Here is a 20,749-nt window from a genome sequence, read left to right as displayed (position 1 = left end):
TCAGAGATCGCGTGATGAAGAAGCATAGGGCGTGGCACACCCAAGCGAATCTTGAATAGGACTCTACGTATTTGACATAAGCTTTATTATCAATTTTTAATAGGAGTCCTATATTTTGCTACGACACCTCATCGACGAAAAAATTCGTTGTATTGGATGTCAGCTGCGGATTGGAAATCTCGGGCGTGGCCACTGAGCCATCCGGCTAACGCCGCGCGTCACGCGATCCAAATGAGAAACGATCAAACGTGCAGAAGCGCCGATCAACCGACGCCGTGTTCCGGCACCATCCTTAGTCGTTGCGCTCAGGACAGCCATCCCGATTTCTACTGTAGCGCAACTGATTTTGCCTCGCTACGCTTGGTCGCTCTCATCGTCGATGCGGAGCACTCGAGATGGATCACTGGCGAATGGCATATCTCGGGATCCGGCAGGTGCCGCGTGAACTCAGCGAATTCGAACTCAATACGTTCTTCACGTTTTCCAGACGCGAACTTGCGAGCATCGACTCCCGGCGCTCCGATCTCTACCGTCTGGCCATGGCATTGCATGTCGGGTTTATACGGATGACCGGTAGGACACTCGACTCGTACAAGCAGATCCCCACCGTCCTCCTGCGACACCTCGGCCGACAATTGGGCATACAGTCGCCGGACGTCGGGACGCTTCGATCGATCTACGATGGCAACCTGAAAACGTTGTCTGATCACCAGAGGTTCGCCCAGACCGTCGTCAATTTCCGGTCGATCGCAGAGCATCAGCGTCGATACGTCATCAGATGGCTCAAGGAACAGCTCACTGGCCGTCCGGAACGCGGCCAGCTGATGAGTGAGCTCAAGCGCTGGTTCTACGAGCACCGGATCGTGATACCACCCGATCGCATGCTGAGACAGTTTATCGTTCAGGCAGTGCATGATATCGAGGCACTCCTGCACGAGACGCTTCAGCAGTCGCTCGGTGAGGAGAGGCTGGACAGCTGGGCGCGCCTTCTCCCCCTGCCGCATGGAGACCATTCCAGTTTGCAACGCTGGTTGTGGGCTGTGCCTCTTCGCGGATCGACTCACCAGATGGGCGAAGTGCTCGACAAGGTCAATCTGCTCACCATGTACGGCGTGGCCGCGAACTGGCCGGCTGGGTGTAACGATGCGATCGTTCGTCACTACGCGCGCCGTTGCGCCAGCCGGCCACCGTCGATCAGCAAGCGGATCGAGCCGCACGGCCGAAGGCTGGAGGCCGCATGCTTTATGCGATATGCCCTGTGTACATCGACAGACCAGGTGCTTTCAATGCTGCGACGCTGGGTACAGAAAGCCGTCAACGACGCATCTCATACCGTCGACGCTGCAAGGGTAAAGGCCGCGGACCAGCTCCACGAATTTGCTGTCGCCGTGAAAGCATTGGCCACCGACGATTCGCTGTCGCATGAAACCCTGCGTATAGAGCTTTGCGTGTTGGCCGATCAGGTTCTGCAACCCCATACGCCAAACAGGCGCAGCCAGATCCGTCAACGCCTCATTCTTAGACGTCATTCCGCGCGCAATCTGCTCATGCGTCTTGTGCAATTGCCGTTCGAAGCGGAAGCGGCACATCCGGTCCTCGACGCGATTGTCCTGCTGCGAGGTCTCTATCGACGTCATGTTTATCTGCTGCCCGATGGCGTGAACGTCCGGCTCGGTCGGGCATGGCGCGAAGCGATCGACGGCTACGACCGCCTCAAGGCAATGATCGCTTTTGAATGGGCCACGCTGTTTGCCCTCCGGGTCGCGTTGCGCAATGGCACCATCTTTGTCCGGCACAGTTTCTCGTTCCGCAGCCAGACTCACATGCTGATCCCTGCCGACGAGTGGCCAACGAGGCGGAACAATCTGTACGGGCATCTCGGCCTACCTCAGGACCCCAAGGAATTTCTGGATCCGATCCTGGCGCACCTTGACCAGCGCCTTGAGTTGCTTCGCCACGCAGTGGACGACGGTAAGGTGCGGATCGACACGGCGGTACATCTGGATCCGTTGCAGGCCCAGCCCGAAAGCGCAGAGACCGATCACCTGCGGCGCGCAATCTTCGAAGCCCATCCGCCCGGCCAGTTACCAGAAATCATTCTCGAGATTGATAGCGCGACCCGCTTCAGCTGGGTCCTGCTGGGACGTGAACCCCGATCGCGGATCGAATTGCTGATGGTTTATTCGGCTGTACTGGCGCACGGAACTTCGCTTTCGGCCGCAGATATCTCCCGGATGGTTCCGGAGGTCTCGCCCGCCGCGATTCGCCAGATGATGAAGCGACTCGAGGATGAAAGGATGCTTCGTCTTGCAGCCGATGCCGTTCTCGAGTTCATGCATGAGCATCCTGTCGCTGCTCATTGGGGGCGGGCAGATCTCGCATCATCCGACATGATGTCACTTGAGACAACGCGCTCTGTCTGGCAGGCCCGCGCTGATCCACGGCGTCGTACAGCATCGATCGGAATGTATACGCACGTGCTCGACCGTTGGGGCATCTTCTACGATCAGCCCATTGTGTTAAATGAGCGTCAAGCCGGCGCGGCAATCGAAGGTGTCGTGCGTCAGAGCGCAACCACCGATATTGCGCAGCTTGCGGTCGACACGCATGGATACACTGATTTTGCGATGGGCATGGCGCGGATACTCGGCTTTGATCTGTGCCCTCGCCTGTCGCATCTTCGCGACCGTCGCCTTCACGTTCCCCGCAGGCACAACGTCCCGCCGCAACTTGCATCGATTACTGATCGCGATGTCAGAGTCGATCTCATCGCGGAAGTCTGGGACGAGTTTGTGAGGATCGCCGCCTCCATACGTTCGGGAAAGTGCACAGCAGTCGACGCCCTCACCCGCTTCGGCTCGGCAGCGCGTGGACAGACCGTGTACGAGGGTGGCGTTCACATCGGCCGTCTGTTCAGAAGCATCTTCCTGATCGACTACTTCACCAACATGGCGTTCAGGAGCGAGCTGCAGCATGTGCTGAACCGGGGAGAGGCAGTGCACAACGTCCAGCGTGCGATCCATATCGGCAAGATTCCTGTTGAACTCGCTCGACGTCAGGAATCACTGTCTGCGGTCTCCTCCGCACTTACACTTCTTTCGAATATCCTGATGGCGTGGAACACCACGCACATGCAACGTGCCCTAGATGAAATACAGATTGCCACGGGTCAGCCACTGGATTCTGAACAGTTAAGGCGGATTGCCCCGACGCACCTCGAGGGCATCAATCTGCGCGGGACATTCAATTTCCCGGTGGCTCGGTACGCGCGACGAATCTTGCCAAGTCTCGCGAGTGATCCGCGCGCCTCTGCCGCTAGTCGCCAAGCGTAATCGATCGAATCCTGCGCGCTGAACCGATATTCCAGACAGCGTCTGGAATTTCGCTCATTTACGCCGCACGCAAACTGGAGGGCTTCGACCGGGTAGTCAGCAGGTGCTTGATAGAAAGATGAATTTATACGGGGACACAAGGCGGAGCCGCGTCTGGCTTGGGCAGCCCTACCCGGAAAAATGCACCGAAATCAAGGGCACCCCTTTACGGGAAACCAAGGCAATCGACAATGTGTCGATCGACATGGCACCCGCCCGGTCACGAGCGATCGATCCTCCGCAGCAGCCTTTTGTGCCGGTTATTGCGGCACCACCACCGATATTTCCTTCACCGGCGCCACCGTCGATGACGCTCGCGTTGCAGGTTCGGCTGCCCAACGGTGTCGAGCTCGAACTCGGCGGAACGATTGCAACTCAGGACGAACTGAGACACTCGTCCAGATTCTGGGGAGGTTGCCGTGTTCCGGTTCGACGAAAAGCTGAAAGTGTATCTGCATCGCGATCCGGTCGACTTCCGCTACGGGATGAACAACCTGTCGATACTCGTTGAGCAGGCGATGCACCTCAATCCGATGGACTCCTCGCTCTACATCTTCGGAAACCGGCGTCGCGACAGAATCAAGATCCTTTGCTGGGATGGTAGCGCGTTCTGGCTTATGACGAAACGCCTTGAAACAAGCCGCTTCTGCTGGCCTGACAACAAGGCGGAGGTCGTGACGCTGACAACCAGCGTATTGCACGCACTGCTCGACGGTGATGACATCACGACGATTCGCCGACACCCGAAGCATGACTATCTACGTGTGAGCTGAACAGCCGGTCGGCATCATGGTCTAATGCAGCATGTCGGTCAACGTCACGATCACCGCCGAGGAACTGAAAGCGCTGCTCGCCGAGCGCGATGCTGCTCGCGCATTGCGCGAAGAGCAGGAGGCGTTGCGCGGGGCCTTGCGGTTGGTGACTGCGGAGCGCGATCTTGCCGAGGAGCGCCTGCGTGCGTACCGCCACGAGTTATTCGGCGCCAAGAGGAAGCACGGAATTTCGATCAACCCGGCCTGTTCAACGAAGCTGAAACGCTCGGCTTGAATGCAACGCCTGCGCGGGAGCACACTCCGGCAACGACGGTGGCCGCACACACGCGCAAGAAGCGTGGTCATCGCAAGCCACTCGATCCTAACCTGCCGCGCGATATCGTGCGACATGAACTGCCAGAATCCGAACGTTTCTGCGCCAACGACGGGCACGCACTCGTCGAGTTTGGCGTGGAAATCAGCGAGCAGCTCGACGTAATACCTGAACAGCTTCGCGTGATTCAGCATCAGCGCGTCAAATACGCCTGCCCGTGCTGCGATCTCGGTATCAAGGTCACACCCGCGCCGGCACGCATCATCCCGCGCGGACTGTTGAGCGAATCGGCGCTCGCGTGGATCGCCACGGGGAAGTATCAGTTCGGCATGCCGCTGTATCGTCAGGCTGGTTTGCTGCGTCGGTTCGGCGGGGACATCTCGTCGAACACGATCGCAGCCAGCATGGTCCGTGTCGGCCTCGCAGCACAGCCGGTGGTGAACCTCATGCGCGACGTGCTGCTTGATGCCGGGCTGATCTACTGCGACGAGACGACACTCCAAGTGCTAAAGGAGGAAGGTCGTCGGCCACAAACGAAAAGTTACCTCTGGGCGCAGATGACCGGTTCGGGCGTTCCCGTTCGTTGCTTTACCTATACCCCGGGGCGAGGCACGAAGCTGGCCGACAGGCTGTTCGCCGGCATTCGCAGGGGAACAGTCCTGATGACGGACGGCTACGAACCCTATAACGACATCGCCCATCGCCACGGACTGGAACACCTTGGATGTTGGGTTCACGTTCGGAGGTACTTCGTTAAGGCTGAAGACAGTGTGCCGAAAAAAGCGCGCACGCCCGACCTGCTCGCCACGCGTTTCATCAAGCTGATCGGAAAACTGTTCGCTGCCGAGGCACGCAGTGAAACGTGGTCTGCACAACGACGACAGCGGCTACGACGACGATACACACGTGTGCTCGAAGCGATCAACACTCTGATGATAGAGCAATCACCAGGTGTAGTACCCAAAAGTCTGCTTGGCAAAGGGCTGACCTACCTACGCGCGCAGTGGCCCAAGCTAATTCGTTACGTTGAGAACGGGGACCGGCCGCTTAGCAACAATCCTTGCGAAAATGCGATTCGTCCATTCTGTGTTGGACGCCGCAGCTGGCTGTTCAGTGCCACCGTCGACGGCGCAAACGCGAGCGCTAACCTTTATACGCTCGTCGAATCGGCAAAGGCCAACAGCATCGACCCATATCGTTACCTGACCTGGTTGTTCGTGCGACTCCCACTGGCAAGCCGCCGAAGACTACGACGCGTTGCTGCCTTGGAACATGCCCGAGTCAACCAAGGCGACTCCGTAATGGTGGTGAGGAAACAGGCAGTGTCTCGGAAAACAGTCCGATAATGTGTTGACTCGGCCCTTGGGGCCGCCCTCATGCTGGCTGCACTTGGTCAACACAAGGACGACGGACTTATGTGCTCTTCTAATTCGTGGCTGAACGCTTCGGAAGCAGCCAGACGGCTTGGCGTATCGATCAAGGCTTTGCGCATATACGAGCAGCAGGGCTTGATAAATCCCGGGCGCACACCGGCAGGGTATCGGACGTACAGACCTGACGATATAGTCCGAGCTGCCGAGATTGTGACTCTGCGCACGCTCGGACTCAGCCTGGCTCAAGTTGCGCGCGTATTGGACGGTGACCCCGAAAGCCTAAACGCGGCGTTGTCGACACACGAAGCGGCACTCGACAATGAAATCCAAGGGCTTATCCATAAACTGGACAAGCTTCGAAGTATCCAAGCTGATCTGGCTCGCGGCCAGATGCCGTCCGATGGAGAGTTGACCGGTTTGCTGAATCGATCCGCCGAAATCGGTGCGGCGTTTGCGCTCCCATGGCCTTGGGATGGTGAGTGGTTCGAAGTTCGGGATATTCGTCCTCTGAACTACATCATTGGCTCGCTAGGCAGCGGAAAGACCCGGCTAGCCCATCGTCTCGCGGAGACTCTGCCAAACGCAGCTTTCGTTGGTCTGGATCGGCTCGACAATGGATGCGCCGCAGCGAAGACCTTGCTGGAAACTGAGCCTGCTCGCAGATTGCGCATCACCCAGATCATGGACTGGCTCGTTGACGAGGGGACAACAGAATCTGATGCGCTGACTGCGTTGCTTGTTGCTCTCGAAACGGAAGGCCCCGCTGTATTGGTGATCGATATGGTCGAACAGGATCTCGACCAGTCATCTCAGGAAGCCTTGATGGTCCACCTTCGTCAACGTGCGAAGATCGGAGGACGGCCACTGTTCTTGATGACACGTTCATCAGCAATCCTGGATCTTGCGGCCGTTGGACCGGATGAGGCAATCCTGCTTTGCCCCGCAAATCACAGTCCTCCGAGCCGCGTAGAACCGTACCCTGGCGCGCCGGGGTACGAGGCTGTTGCGACATGCCTGGCATCGCCAGAAGTACGTGAGCGGATAGCGCGACGCCGCGAGCCGGCCTGACCGCGCGTATTACCTCGAAATTCGGCGACGCCAAGCGCTCTCGCTAGGTTGGCCTCGCTGTTTAGGGCCTTATCGAAGGCAAACTCTAAGCGACTACGAAGATCTTCTACCTTGGAACTCTGTACGTGATGAAGACCTCAGGCATTCTCATCCGTGAATCGCGATCATCGGATCACGTAACAATCGCGCTCTTGCTGCAGCAACTAGGCTACCAGACAACCCCGGCCCTAGTCCTCCAGAGGATTGAAGCGATGCTTCTGAGCCCGATGGATAAAATCATTGTGGCATCTGTACGAGAACAAGTCATCGGTAGTATCAGCCTTCACGCCCTACCGTTGTTCCACGTGGCGGGCAGTCTCGGACGCATAACTAGCATGGTCGTTGACGAGCGATATCGAGGAAAGGGAGTTGGTAACGCACTGATTGACGCTGCAGAACACTGGTTTCGGCAGGTCGGATGTGTAAAGTTGGAAGTGACGAGCGGAGACCACCGACAGGCTGCTCACCACTTCTACGAGCGCCATGGTTTCTTGAGAGAAGGCCAGCGACTCTCCAAGACGGTCCCTTCATTGAGGGGCGTCATTACCTGACCGCATACGATCTATCAGTATTCGCCCGCTAGAACGGTTGCATGAAGTTCGGGAACCTCTGCATAACCCCCACCATTGAGCGAAGATGAGAGAAGATTGAATCATGCTCAACGAACGAGGTGTGATGATGACGCAACTGGATCTGGGCTTGAATCTGTCGACCAAACGCACCCGCAAGCGTGAATTTCTCGATGAGATGACCCGCGTGGTGCCGTGGCAAAAGCTGATTGCGCTCATCGAGCCGTACTACCCCAAGGGTAAAACGGGGCGTCCGCCGTTTGGGATCGCGACGATGTTGCGCATTCACTTCATGCAGCAGTGGTTCAGCCTGTCGGACCCGGCGATGGAGGAAGCGCTGCATGACATCCCGCTGTATCGGGAGTTCGCGCTGCTGGAAGGGGGCGTGAGGAGGCTGCCTGATGAGAGCACGATCTTGCGGTTCAGGCATTTGCTCGAAGCACACGCGTTGTCGGGCGCAATGCTCGCGACGGTCAACGAGATCTTGCAAGCGAAGGGGTTGATGCTCAAGGTGGGCTCGGCGGTCGATGCGACCCTGATCGCAGCACCCAGTTCGACGAAGAAGCCCGGCACGCGAGACCCTGAGATGCGCCAGACGCAAAAAGGCGGCAGTTGGTACTTTGGGATGAAGGCGCACATCGGAGTCGATGCCGATTCGGGCTTGGTGCACACCGTGAAGTGCACGTCGGCGAACGTGCACGACATTACGGTGGCGCATGAGTTGCTGCATGGCGAGGAGCGCATTGCATTTGCCGATGCGGGCTATCAGGGCATCGAGAAGCGAGGCGAGACGGGCGCGCTTGAGTGGCACGTGGCGATGAGGCCGAGCAAGCGTCGCAAGCTGGACAAGAGCAAACGGCTCGATGGGATCTACGAGAAGATCGAGCGTTTGAAGGCGAGCGTGAGAGCGAAGGTGGAGCATCCGTTTAGAGTGCTGAAATGCCAGTTTGGATATTTGAAAGCGCGGTATCGCGGCTTGGCGAAGAACACGGCTCAGATCGAGACGCAGTTCGCGCTGGCCAATTTGTGGATGGTGCGCAAGGTGCTGTGACGGTCGAAGAAGATCGAATGCACAGCGCCAGCGCGCGGCTGCACTTATCAAAGCGCGCGCAGCAGCAGTCCAAGCGATGCGGATGGCAAACCGATCTTCATGTCGAATGCGTTCAATTAGAGATCCAAAGCAGAAAATGGGTTGTTCAGAGGTTCCTTCGCTTTTTACACAATGCGTTAGCAGTTTTCTGCCGCTTGAACAGATACTAGTCGGCTTCAGCCGGAGGAAAATCGGCACGCCCGTAGCTCGTCTCCTATGTTTTTAGCCGACGCGATCAGCGACTAATATCCGCGAACGCCGCGGTAAGTCGATTCACGCCTTCTTTGATGTCGGCGACCGACGGAGCCGCGAAGGACAGTCGAAGTGAGGATAATTCAGCGTCGCTTGCGAAGAACGCAACGCCGGGTACAAAAATCACGCTGCGATCAATCGCACGCTTCAGAAGCTCGCTTGCATCAATCCCGCTGATGAGCCTGGCCCACACGAACATGCCTCCCTCAGGTCGAAGAAACTCGATTCTCCCATCCAGTAACCCCTGAAGTTCATTGCACAATGCGTCGCACTTCGCTTTATACGCATCACTGATGAAATTCAGATGTCCGGGCAACCGACCGCTCTGCAGATACTTGGCAGCCGTCAACTGGGTCCAAGGAGTGCTGCACAAATCAGCCGTTTGCTTGGCAATCGTGCATCGTCTCGTTACCTCTAGCGGTGCGACTGTCCAGCCCACTCGCAAGCCCGGGGCAACAACTTTTGAGAGGCTCGAGAAGTGCACTACCCAGTTCTTGGACCCGGGAACGTCCTCCGTCATAGCCAACAATGAGGGAATGGGTTCGCCCGCAAACCGCAGGTCGCCGTATGGATCGTCCTCGACGATGAAGAGCTCATAGCGAGTAGCGATTTCCAGAAGACGAAGGCGACGCTGTTTCGAGAGTGTCGCGCCAGTGGGATTGGCGAAGTTGGGTACCGTATAAAGAAATTTTGGCCGCTCGGTCTTCGGGAGCGTGCTCAAAAGCTCTTCTAGCGCGTCCACGTCAAGCCCATCACGATCAATGCCTACGGCTCTCACCTTCGCTCGTTGCAATTTGAGGGCTTGGAGCGTTGCCGGGTACGCCGGCTGCTCGACGACAACGGAGTCACCCGGTTCCAACAGAACGCGAAGAAGGAGATCAAGGCCTTGCTGAGAACCGGTCGTGACGAGAAGTTCCGGCCCAGCGACCTTAGCTCCTCTACAAGCCATCAAGCGGACCAGTTCATCCCGCAGTTCTGGAATGCCATCCGTTGGGCCGTACTGTAGACATACGTTGCTCCGTGCGTATGCCGCTTCGGCGGCCACGCCGAGACCTTCGACGTCAAAAAGATCCGAGGCCGGATAACCACCGGCGAACGATATCATTCCCGGCTCGCTCAAGTATTTAAACAGTTCTCGAATGGGGGAACCGATCGGGTTGGTAAATGGGGCACTGAATTTATACATGTAGATTTCTCGGAGGGTGGCGTATCAGTTGTTCGCCCTTAGGCACACACAGGTTCAATTTGAGGAAAATGAACGTCTCTCGCACTAAGCACTTCGAGAACGAACTCGGCAATGTGCATGACGCGCCTGCCTGTGCCATCGTGAATTTGTTCACGGCAACTGAAGCCGTTTGTGATCACGACCGTGTCGCTGTCCGTTTCACGAATAGCCGGAAAAAGGACGTTTTCTCCGATTTTTTGCGACAGGTCGTAATGCTTTGTGTCGAAGCCGAACGATCCTGCCATGCCGCAGCATCCGGAGTCCAAAACCGTGAAGTTAGCTCCGATCTTCTTCAAAATGGCAACGTCGCCGGCCATTCCGAAAACAGACTTTTGGTGACAGTGCCCGTGAAGAAGTACGCGCGTCTCGACCCTAGGCCAATCGATGTGGGCAGTACAGAGGAATTCAGAAAAAAAGATGCGTCTGCGACGCCAGCCTGCGGGCCAGCAAGTCGTCCGGTAACTGCTTGAGGAGCTCATCTTTGAACACTGAGAGGCATCCAGGCTCCAGTCCGATGAGCGGCAGCCCCGCCCAGATCTCTTGACTTAGGTTTGTAAGGACCCGCTTCAATTGCTCTTTTGCTTTCTTCAAGAGCCCGAAATCATAAAGTGGACGTCCGCAGCAGAGCCCCTCCGAGGGAATGATGACCTCATAACCCAGCCGCACAAGAACCGTAAATGCAGCACGGGCGACTTCGGGCGTGAAATTGTCGTTGAAGGTGTCGACCCAAAGGATGACTTTCCTTTTAGCCCCGTCGGAAACTGCTGCCCTCTTCGCCGGCGCCACGCCCCTTCGGAACGTCGTCGTGGCGAACCGCGGGAGATTTCGCTGCGGGGCGACTCCGGCGATGCGCTTGCCGATAGACGCTAAGACAGGCGCAGAAGTCAGAAAATTCATCAAGCGCGGAAACTTCGAAGCTATCGGTGCCCATTGTCCGATCCGTCCCATGAAAGCCGCTTGCCGTGGGCGCACATGAGTCTCGTAGTAATGTGAAAGAAATTCGGCCTTGTACGATGCCATGTCTGTGTGCGTCGGGCAGTCAGATCGGCACCCCTTACAGGCGAGGCAGGCGTCAAGTGCCTCCTTCACTTCTTCACTTTTCCATCCGTCGACGATGACGTCGCCTTGAAGCATTTCCCAAAGCAGGTGAGCCCGGCCTCGAGTCGAATATCGCTCCTCTCGCGTCGCTCGGAAGCTGGGACACATGGTGCTGCCTTCTAGGGAGCGGCACTTACCCATCCCTATGCAGCGTTCGATTCCACGTTGGAGGCCATCCCCTTCTCGGCTTTTGAAATCTAGTTGAGTGGTCAAGCTGACCACCTTGTACGCCGGTCCCATACGAAGGTTTTCGTCGGCGCGATAGGCTCGTACCACCTTGCCGGGATTCAACCGGTTCTTGGGGTCCCAGATCGATTTGAACTCTTCCATTGCGCGCATCAGGTCCGGACCGAACATGATGGGAAGAAACTCAGCTTTTGCTTGGCCGTCTCCGTGCTCGCCCGAGAGTGAGCCACCATACTCAACGACAAGCGTGGCAGCTTCCCGCAAGAAATTCCGCCACTTCGCGACACCGTCGGCGGTTCGAATATCAAAGGTGATTCGTGCATGAACGCAGCCATCGCCGAAGTGACCGTAGAGGCACGTCTCATAGCCGTAACGATCGACTAACGCTTGGAAGCCACGAAGGTAGTCCCCCAGCCGAAGGGGATCGACGGCTGCATCCTCCCAGCCGACGATCGGGTCCGGCTTGTCAGGATCGATCGTCAAAGCGACAGCCGAGGCGCCCGTCTCCCTGATCGACCAGATTTTTCTCTGAGATGCTGCGTCAGCGAAAGCTCTCGTCGATATAGGGCTTTCAGCTGCCTCCCTTTCGAAATATTCCTGTGCCTTCTCTGCGCGTTCGACAGCTTCCACGAGTGTGTCGGCGCCGAATTCAAGAACGACCCATGCATCTCCTTCTGGAAGAAGCGAGATCTCTTCTGCTTTCAGCCCTCGCGCTTGCAGACCCCGGATAATGCCACGATCAAGTCCCTCAATCGCGATTGGTGTCAGACGCATGAAATGCGAGACGGCGTCGGCGGCCACGAAGATGTTGGGAAAGCTGACGACGACAATTGTCCTGTGCTGCGGGCTCTTCACGAGCCTTACTTTCGCGTTTAGGACGACAGCGCAAGTGCCCTCGCTGCCGACCAGTGCGCGGGCGACATTGAAGCCATTCTCAGGCAGCAACTGATCGAGGTTGAATCCCGACACCCGCCGCTTAATGTTTGGAAACTTACTACGGATTAAAGATGCATACCGATCGCGCAGAGACAAGAGTTGCGCGTAGATTTGACCCCGGCGGCCACCGGACGCGATGATTGCGCGGAGTTCCTCCTCACTCGTCGGACCGACCCAGAAGCGTGCTCCGTCATACGTCAAGATTTCGAGGGCTTCGACGTTCTCTACTGTTTTGCCTGCCATAACCGAATGCGCGCCGCAGGAGTTGTTCGCAATCATGCCTCCTAGCGTGCATCGACTATGCGTCGCAGGGTCCGGCGCGAACGTCAAGCCGTGCTTCTCGGCTTCATCGCGGAGTGTGTCGCAGATGGTGCCCGGCTGGACGATCGCGTAGCCCTCGTCAGGAACCAGATGGGTCACTCTGTTGAGGTATTTGCTGGTATCCGCAACGACGGCGACATTAACGCCCTGTCCGTTCTGAGATGTGCCGCCACCTCGTGCGAGAAACGGTACGTCATGCTTGGCGCAAAGCGCCACCGTCGAAACCAGGTCGTCGACAATTTTCGGAATAACCACACCAATCGGCACCTGCCTGTAATTCGACGCGTCCGAAGAATACAGAGCCTGACTTGCGCGGTCGAATCGGACCTCACCCTGAATCACGCGTGCAAGATCCGACGTGAGCGCTGTTAAGACCCCGGCCTCGATGCGAAATGGCGTGGCATTGCTCATTGGGTACCTGCCTGACCTGCCGTCATCTTGAAGATTCCTTGCGCGTTTGCAGCATCGAACCGCAGATCGACTTTCCATGCTCCAGTAGTGCGATCGAGCTCCCGACGACGAGTGATGAACTCGTAGAACGATCCGGGAACCTTTCGCGCAATCCGCGTTCCGCCAGCATCGATGAGTTCGCGCTCTACGATGTCTGCACGGTAAGCCGTCTGGAACACTCGGCCCGATCGTGAGCGCTCTACTTCCTCCTTCATGGGCCGGCCCTTGCGTTTTTCCGCATCGCTGAGCGCGAATACATCGGTGACGCGATCGGTCGCATGATTGAACGCGTTCCCTTCGGTCGCGATCCACGCCATTTCGGGGGACTCCTGGAGCAGCATTTCGTAATCGGAGACAGTTGGAACGTCATGCTGCCGATTGAAGCTTCTGACGAGGACCGGGAGCAACGCGGCGGCCACTTCCAACGGCAATGTTCCGTCCCGCTGTAACTCAAGCAGTTGCGACTGCGCGAGGGGAGTGAGCGGGTCACGCGACGATTTCACGACGTTCGTTACAGCATCCTGGAACTTCGTCGAAAAGCGCTCGGGATGTAACTCGCTAACGAAGAATTGAGCGATTTCTTCCGGGTCGTCGATGTGTGCATAGGCGCGCCCCGTCATTCCAAGCCGATCGAGCGGATAGCGGCCATTCAACTTGAAGCCGAGAGGAAGCAAGATGCGAGTAAATGCCGCTTCGCCCGGTGGCAACGCGCCGTTGTTGGCCCATCGCACCGTACGAATTGCACCGTGATCGAAAAATACACCGCCGCCCTGGGCAACGGCGTCCTTGGTGTACTCACGACCCTGCGGCGAGCGTTCGACGAGATCGTCGAACAAAGCCATATTCATAGCCTGAGCGAGTTCTGCGCGGGTAACGATTCCGGGCTCGAAGTCGCGAAGGGATTTCGGAAAGTTGAGGATGGACGTCAGATACTCGGCCTTCTCCGGGCCGACAGCACCGTCGAGGAGCCGCTGGATATTAGGGTTGTACATGGGACAAGCTCCGCTATGAGATAAGAAGGAATCGTCTCGATGTATCTATTCTCGACCCCTCCGCATAGGGCGTAAAGCGAGTTAAACTTGCTAGTTAATGCGTTTTTGGAACAGGCGACGTGAGACGTTATCGAATTCCGAGCGTGGGGGCGCTGGTCGCTTTTGAGGCGGCCGCTCGCCACGAGAGCTTCACGCTGGCTGCCAAAGAGCTCTCGCTTACTGAAAGCGCAGTGTCGCGCCAGATCAACGGCTTGGAGGACAGTTTGAACATACAGCTGTTCGTTCGCGTCAAGCAGCGCGTGGTCTTGACGAAAGCGGGACGCCTCTACAGCTCTCAGGTCCGAGACGCGCTACAGACATTGGATCGAGACACTCTCTCGATCGTCGCCCACGGTTCAGGCGGAGGCTATTTGGAACTGGCAGTACTTCCGACGTTCGGTTCCGAGTGGCTCATCCCTCGGCTATCTGACTTTTACAACGACCGTCCTGACATCCGGGTAAACATGGGCGTCCGGACCAATCCATTTTCGTTTGACGAAGCGCACTTCGAGGCTGCCATTCATTATGGTCAACCTACGTGGCCGAGGACGACGGCTGACTTTTTGTTCGGCGAGCGCATGATCCCCATCGTCAGTCCTGCGCTGGTCGCTGATGTCCGCAAGCCCGTGGACCTACTGCGCTATCCTTTACTGCACTCGACCACTCGGCCAGAAGCTTGGACGCATTGGTTCGACGTCGCGGGCGTCGAGGACGAGCGCACGACAAGAGGCGTGCGATTCGAACTCCATTCAATGCTCATCCGCGCTGCCGAGAGCGGTTTAGGCGTTGCACTGGTGCCGGAATTCTTAATACCCGCCTACCGCAACGAGGGAAAATTTGTGCAGCCGTTCGACTTCGCGCTGACGAGCGAAGACGCCTACTACCTCGTCTATCCCACGGACTTGAGCCACAGTGCCCCTTTGCAGGGATTCCGCGAATGGATACTCAAAGCGGCTAAGGAATTTGAACAAGCCCCGCACAGTGACGACCTAAGGAACGGCTTATTGACATTGTGACGAACTGCATCGTCATAAGCGCATCTTTTACGACGAAGACGGGCACTCTGCAGTTTTTGTGTGGCACACTCGTCGATACGCTGCTGATAAAAGTCGTACAGCGCAAGCGCCTGCTTCAAAGCGAAGACGTGCTCTGGCTGGGTAGTTACCCACCAGCGCGCTGCGAATGGTCTCAAGGCTTTCCTTGCAGCGGACGTCGCGCATCGCGGCCAAATTGTCTGGATCGCGTTCACCGGCGACGATCGTGCGGATGATGCGCATTCCAGTGAAACCTGTGATGTTCGTGATCACGTGTTGCAACTGTTGCTTTTCGCCGTAAAGGAGCCGGGTGTTTTCGGCGTAATGGCGCCAGCGAAAGGCGCCTGATTCGGGGCTCGAACGGGGATCAAGAATCCTTGTTTTTACCTCCTTTCGCAAGTGTTGATTTGTTGCTCTCGGGCATCGGGCGTGGAACACGGTAGCTCTCGCCGTCGAGCACGACGCGGTATGCCGCGTGTCGCAGGCGATCAAGCGTTGCGGCGCCGAGCATTTTGTTGGTCGCGAATGCGTCACCCCATTCCGTAAAATCCAAATTACTCGTTAAGACAGTCGATGTACGCTCGTACCTCTCGGCAATCAGATCGTGGAAGTCTTCGTCTTCGGGCGTGCGCATGGGTTTCAGTCCAAAGTCGTCAATGATGAGCAACGGCACCTTGGCAAGCGCCTGGAATCGCCGTTCAAAGGAGCCCACGGCTTGCGCGTTGCGTAGCGTGCTGAGAAGCCGGGTCTGAGTCACGAACAGGACATCGTGACCTTGCCGGGCAGCGGAGTGGCCCAGTGCCTGCGCCAGATGGCTTTTGCCCGTTCCGCAAGGACCGGCGATTAGCACGCTGACCTTCTCATCGATAAAGCGACAGGTCGCGAGATCATGGACGACGGCGCGATTAAGATTGGGTAGACGGTCGAAGTCGAAACCTTCCAGTGTCTTCTGTCCACGGAAGTTCGCGCGGCGCATGCGGGCGTCGAGCTTTCGGTGATCGCGCCGTGCGATCTCGTCCTGGATAAGCAACGTCAGGAAATCGGTATAGGCGAGCTTACGGTCGATGGCTTCACGGTTGCGTGCTTCGAGCGTGTCGAGGATGCCGGACAGTCGCAATTGCTTAAGAGAAGACGTGAGTTCGGGAATTGGATTCATGTTCAATGGATCAGGAGAGTCTGAGTATCGCGGCAGAAGCGGCCGCCGTGGGTGTAGGTGGTCGCGCCTGATTCAACAGGTTCAATCGACAGCCAGGTCTGATCGAGGCCTTTCTGCAAGATCAGCTTGACGGCTTTGTAGCTCGGCGTGCCGAAGTGATTCGCGCGACGGCAGGCCGCCTCCAGGCGCGATGCGCCGAACTGCTGAGCGAAGCGCAGCACGCCCTGGACGGCGCGCAGCTTGATGAGAACCTGATCGCCGAAGAGCGCGTGAACAAGCGCGTGGCATGATGGCCCGATACGTTGTGCTTCTCTCAGGCACCATTGAGTGTCGTGCATTTGCCAGGCCTGTGCTGCTGGCGGCATGTGATCGGCCACGGTGATACGCGTTCCCGGCGTAGTCTGGCGGACATGCGATGCCGACAGTTCGTGCTCGTAGTAGAGCTGCACCATGTTGGCGGTCGCCTTGAGCCACAGATCTTTACTGGCAAGCCGGAACGGCACAGAATAGTAGGCGCGCTCGAATTGCACATGGGCGTCGCGATGGACCTTCACGCGCGCCCAGGTTGCCAGCTCGGGCGGCACATCGGGAAGCGGCTGCAACAGCGCCTGTTCGACATCCTCGAAACGCTTGAGCGGCACTTCGCGCGTCGTGCCATGCGTCCGGGTGCTGGCCTCGTGCATCACCCAGGCTCGTGCTTGCCGGTTGGCGTCGTCAAGGTCACGGAATTCGCGAAGAGGAAGGAAGCTCGACTTCACGTATTTGACGCCCGACTCGACAATTCCTTTTTTAGCCGGGTCCCTCGGCGGACACGGATCGATCTTGAACGAATACCCTTCGGCGCATTGCGCATAGGCCCGCTGGACTTCGGGTTCGTAGATACAGGCCTTGACGATGGCACACTTGGGGTTATCGATGATGACGCGCCCCACTACGCCGTTGAACCATTCGAAGGCGTGACGGTGACATAGCAACCATGTGTCGACGCTCTGATCGCGGACAAACTCAACGTATTGATGCCGCGACCAGCACAACGTCATCACGAAGAACCACGTCTTGTGGACCTCGCCGGTGTGTGCATCGATGATGGTCGGACCTGCGCCGAAATCAACTTGCGCGGCTTCTGCAGGTTTGAACTCAAGCCGCATCGGAACATCCGGCGTGAGCTCCGCCTTCAATTGCTGAAGTAGCCTGTAGACGGATGAGTAGCTTCCCGCGTAGCCGTGGTTGCGCACCAGCGCGCTGTGAATCGTCGTGCCGGGGACGCCCGCGTCGTGCCACTGGGCAATCTGTTCGCGCCACGGTTCGGCCGACGAGATACAGCTCGCGGGCAGGAACTCCTTGTGGCTGAACGCTGTAGCAAGCTGCGCGTCATCCGGCAGAGCGTTGTTCGGAGAAAGCCACCCGCGCTCGGTTGCGATCTCCCGCACGGCTGCCAGCTTCTTACGGCCCATGATCTTCGATCGGTCGATATCCCGGTCGGAGTCACCCTGGCGCATTCGCACCAGAACCTGTCGATATTGGTACATCTCGAACTTCCTCTTCAAGCCACCCTCCGGAGCAAATGCGTGCCGGGAGGGTAGCGGTTGGCGGAGTTCGAGCGCCCGACTCAGACGCCAGTGGCGCCTTTACGGCGAAAATCTACTGGCGCCTATATGCCGAAAAACTTGCGGCGCCTAAACGCCGAAAACTCCCTGGCGCCTTTATGCCGAAAACGGTTTGGCTCCTTAACGGCGAAAGTTCACAGCAACTGGATATTTATGAAGGTAAGCACCCTTTGCATGTGCTGAATTTGGGCAGCAGCATAGTCGGTGTGCTTTTCGCGGCAGCGCAAGTACCCGCGTAATTCCGTAATTCCGCTATATCCCGGCCAGGCCGGAAACTCGCCCGTAGTAGCCCACACGCGTGCAATCGCTGCAGCCACTGAGCGTCGTTGACATCACTCTTCCTTCCAGGAACTGCGCGCGCCTCGCGCGCATTCGCAAGAACGACTTCAAGCCCTCGGGACTCCAGCACCTCGTACGCGGCGACCCAATCCATGCCGGTCGATTCCATCACAACCGTCTTCGTGCCGGTCGAAACGAGCCAATCGGCCATGCGTTGCAAATCAGCGGTAAAAGCCTGAAACGTCTGCACCTGCTGGCTCGTCGCTCAAATCCGGACGACGGCGACCACGTGGATCCGTGGACCGATATCAATACCGGCCGCAAACGGATGAATGATCGGCAACCCTGAGGGCTCCGATCGGGTTCGGACTTCTGGCATCACCCACCTCCTGATAATCAGGCGCAGAACGGGGTCTCGGAATAGATCAATTTCCTGAACGGGGTTGCCCAAAGACGCTACTACAGATGAGTCCGCAGCTTCCTCTGGGCCAGGTTTTTTGACGGGGTTCAAACCTCCAAGAAGCTTATGGGCACGGTCTCTGCGTGAATCGAGTGTACTCCTTGAGAGTTTCTACTCACGAGGGAGGCGCGCAAGCGCCTGGGGCGGTTTATTAGAACGTCACGCTCCATCGTGACTGCTGCGAGCTCTCGCTTCACCCGTGCCAATTCCGCTTTGAGTTCGCTTTGCGGCTTTTACGTCTCACCAACTTTGGCCAGCGTCCCCTTGCGCTCAGCAACCACCCAGGCGCCCAGCGTCTTGACCGACAACGATGAACGGCTGGCGGCTTCCCGCTGCGTGAGTCCATCACAACCACGAGTCTCACCGCCTGCTCGCGACATTCCTTCGTGTAGGTGCCCTTCGGTACCCGATTCATTTGATCTCCGTTTTCGCTAATTCTGCGAAACATTGATCTCTACTTTCGTCAGCCTATCTCAAGTGTCCACTGATTCGAAACAGTGGACATAGCCTGCACGCTCAGATCAACGAGTTCCAAACGTCCATTTCTTCGCGCTTACGGTACGCGTATCTGGCAAGCGGCCGGCGTGACCGACATGCGCTGCGGGTTCCAGGGGCTGGCCGCGAAAGTGCAGACAGCACTCGAAGAGAATCCGCTGGGCGGCCACCTGTTCATCTTCCGCGAGCGTCGCGGTGATCTCGTAAAGGTAGTGCATGTCTTGAAGCCGCGTCGCCGGCTATTGCAAGGGAGGCGGATGCGTTGGCGCCTTGAGTCTGCGCGCGCTACATGTCTGTAACGCCGCGTCTGGCGGCCAGATCTTCGAGTTGGGTCTCAAGGGTAAGCGTGGGCTTTCCGCCGGGGAATACTCGCTCACCGACTCTACCGTATCTCGTTCGACCAATAACGATCATGGCAGAAGCGAAGCTGACCTCACTCAATTACGGCGATAGCTGGCGATGTCTTGCTGCGGAGCGCGCATTGCCAGCGCACGACCGCGCCCTTCTGCCGACGCGATTCTCATTGCCACTGCGCATGAACAGTCAAGACCATATCCGGTGCAGCGTGGACGTGCACTAGCCGGGCAGGCCGTTCACGGCGACCACGGTTTATCTTTTGCGACTTTTTCTTTAGCCCCCCGCGCGATGTGGCCGCCGTGACGCTTAAAGGGAATCTACTGAGCGGCCTGCCAGGCATTCTTGGCTGCTTGCACCGTCTGGGCGATCAAGGTGATGATGGTCATTGGACCGACGCCGCCTGGCACGGGCGTATATGCGGCAGCTCGTGCTGGCAGCTGACTTGGCTCGACATCACCGTAACCACCCGGGTGAAACCCTGCGTCGACGACAATCGCGCCTTGCCTCACCCAGTCGCTTCGAATAAAATGAGGCTTCCCAACTGCAGCAACTACGATTTCGGCACGTCCCACCTCCTCGGGGAGGTCAATGGTTCGCGAGTGGCAAACTGTCACCGTTGCATTCGCATTGGTCAGCATCTGCGCCATCGGACGACCGAGGATCGGACTACGACCAATCACAACTGCACGGCGCCCTGCGAGTTCGATTCCGTACGCCCCCAGTAGAGACATTATCCCCGTCGGCGTCGCGCTGCCATAAGCACGCTCACCTAGCGCCACCAGCCCGAACCCTTGGCTCGTCACACCATCGACGTCCTTTGCCAGCGCAATCCGATCGAAACAGAGCCGCTCGTCTATCTGTGCCGGCACCGGATGCTGCAGCAAAATCCCATGCACCGATGGATCAGCATTGAGGTCGTCAATGCTTGCCAGCAGTTGCGCGGTCGTAGTATGTTCCGGCAGGACAATCGCTTTGGACTCGAGTCCGGTTCGCTGACAGGCATTGCGTTTCATCCTTACATAGGTAGCCGATGATGGATCATCACCGACCAGGATGGTTGCGAGAACTGGAATATTGAATCCCGGCTGTTGCCGTAGCAACGCTACTTCGCGTGCAAGTTGTTCAGCCCATTGTGTAGCGACGGCTTTACCGTCGAGCACGGCTGCTGCAGATCTGTTCATGATCGGACGGGCATAAAAATTTAGTCGGGAAAAACCACCGTCTTTTTTTCGTTCAGCATTACGCGAGCGCGTAAATGCCACGCTA

General features: G+C 57.5%; 13 protein-coding genes and 2 pseudogenes. 8 read left to right on the top strand and 7 right to left on the bottom strand.

Annotated elements, in window-relative coordinates:
- Positions 1-395 precede the first annotated feature (395 nt).
- The 6 genes and pseudogenes from P9292_RS03795 (at position 396) to P9292_RS03770 (ending at position 8,557) form a co-directional block, all read left to right on the top strand.
- Entirely contained in the window at positions 396-3,332 is a 2,937-nt protein-coding gene (locus P9292_RS03795; protein ID WP_244797615.1) for a Tn3 family transposase, read from the top strand.
- Between the two features lie 458 nt (positions 3,333-3,790).
- A complete protein-coding gene (gene tnpB, locus P9292_RS03790; RefSeq protein ID WP_244797616.1) occupies positions 3,791-4,144 on the top strand; it encodes an IS66 family insertion sequence element accessory protein TnpB in 354 nt (117 codons plus the stop codon).
- Positions 4,145-4,175: 31 nt separating this feature from the next.
- A pseudogene (tnpC, locus tag P9292_RS03785) lies at positions 4,176-5,759 on the top strand (IS66 family transposase).
- A 113-nt stretch (positions 5,760-5,872) separates the two neighbouring features.
- Entirely contained in the window at positions 5,873-6,898 is a 1,026-nt protein-coding gene (locus tag P9292_RS03780; RefSeq protein WP_409015123.1) for a MerR family transcriptional regulator, read from the top strand.
- Positions 6,899-7,026: 128 nt separating this feature from the next.
- Entirely contained in the window at positions 7,027-7,488 is a 462-nt protein-coding gene (locus P9292_RS03775) for a GNAT family N-acetyltransferase (RefSeq protein ID WP_280519449.1), read from the top strand.
- Positions 7,489-7,615: 127 nt separating this feature from the next.
- Positions 7,616-8,557 carry an IS5 family transposase gene (locus P9292_RS03770; protein ID WP_244797694.1) on the top strand — a complete coding sequence of 314 codons (942 nt, stop codon included), beginning with the start codon at positions 7,616-7,618 and terminating at the stop codon, positions 8,555-8,557.
- A gap of 274 nt (positions 8,558-8,831) precedes the next feature.
- Here the strand turns inward: P9292_RS03770 and P9292_RS03765 are convergent, their stop codons facing one another.
- The 3 genes and pseudogenes from P9292_RS03765 to P9292_RS03755 form a co-directional block, all read right to left on the bottom strand.
- Positions 8,832-10,034: a PLP-dependent aminotransferase family protein gene (locus tag P9292_RS03765; protein WP_244797618.1), complete on the bottom strand. Its 1,203-nt coding sequence runs from the start codon at positions 10,032-10,034 to the stop codon at positions 8,832-8,834.
- 38 nt (positions 10,035-10,072) lie between these two features.
- Positions 10,073-13,025 (bottom strand): annotated as a pseudogene (locus P9292_RS03760) (FAD-binding and (Fe-S)-binding domain-containing protein).
- A complete protein-coding gene (locus tag P9292_RS03755; RefSeq protein WP_244797620.1) occupies positions 13,022-14,056 on the bottom strand; it encodes a DUF1338 domain-containing protein in 1,035 nt (344 codons plus the stop codon). The pseudogene P9292_RS03760 and the gene P9292_RS03755 overlap by 4 nt, the downstream one beginning before the upstream one ends.
- A 119-nt stretch (positions 14,057-14,175) precedes the next feature.
- Between P9292_RS03755 and P9292_RS03750 the strand changes: the two genes are divergently transcribed.
- The gene (locus P9292_RS03750; protein WP_244797621.1) at positions 14,176-15,111 is read left to right on the top strand and encodes a LysR substrate-binding domain-containing protein; all 936 of its coding nucleotides are present in this window, start codon (positions 14,176-14,178) and stop codon (positions 15,109-15,111) included.
- Positions 15,112-15,496: 385 nt separating this feature from the next.
- Here P9292_RS03750 and istB read toward each other — a convergent pair whose 3' ends face one another.
- The 3 genes from istB to P9292_RS43110 form a co-directional block, all read right to left on the bottom strand.
- A complete protein-coding gene (istB, locus tag P9292_RS03745; protein WP_244797622.1) occupies positions 15,497-16,285 on the bottom strand; it encodes an IS21-like element helper ATPase IstB in 789 nt (262 codons plus the stop codon).
- 2 nt (positions 16,286-16,287) lie between these two features.
- On the bottom strand, positions 16,288-17,814 hold the full coding sequence (gene istA, locus P9292_RS03740) for an IS21 family transposase (RefSeq protein ID WP_244797695.1): 1,527 nt from the start codon (positions 17,812-17,814) through the stop codon (positions 16,288-16,290).
- Between the two features lie 229 nt (positions 17,815-18,043).
- Positions 18,044-18,382, bottom strand: a complete 339-nt coding sequence (locus tag P9292_RS43110; protein ID WP_244797696.1) for a transposase — start codon at positions 18,380-18,382, stop codon at positions 18,044-18,046.
- Between the two features lie 842 nt (positions 18,383-19,224).
- Between P9292_RS43110 and tnpB (P9292_RS43105) the strand changes: the two genes are divergently transcribed.
- Positions 19,225-19,425, top strand: coding sequence for an IS66 family insertion sequence element accessory protein TnpB (tnpB, locus tag P9292_RS43105; RefSeq protein WP_409015122.1), 201 nt, complete (start codon positions 19,225-19,227; stop codon positions 19,423-19,425).
- Positions 19,426-19,800: 375 nt separating this feature from the next.
- Here tnpB (P9292_RS43105) and P9292_RS03725 read toward each other — a convergent pair whose 3' ends face one another.
- Positions 19,801-20,745, bottom strand: a complete 945-nt coding sequence (locus tag P9292_RS03725) for a tetrahydrofolate dehydrogenase/cyclohydrolase catalytic domain-containing protein (RefSeq protein ID WP_309958060.1) — start codon at positions 20,743-20,745, stop codon at positions 19,801-19,803.
- Positions 20,746-20,749 lie beyond the last annotated feature (4 nt).

It is taken from the genome of Caballeronia sp. LZ001, assembly GCF_031450875.1.
Classification (GTDB): Bacteria; Pseudomonadota; Gammaproteobacteria; order Burkholderiales; family Burkholderiaceae; genus Caballeronia.
The sequence above is the reverse complement of the archived record's forward strand: the minus strand, read 5'-3'. Positions and strand labels throughout refer to the sequence as shown.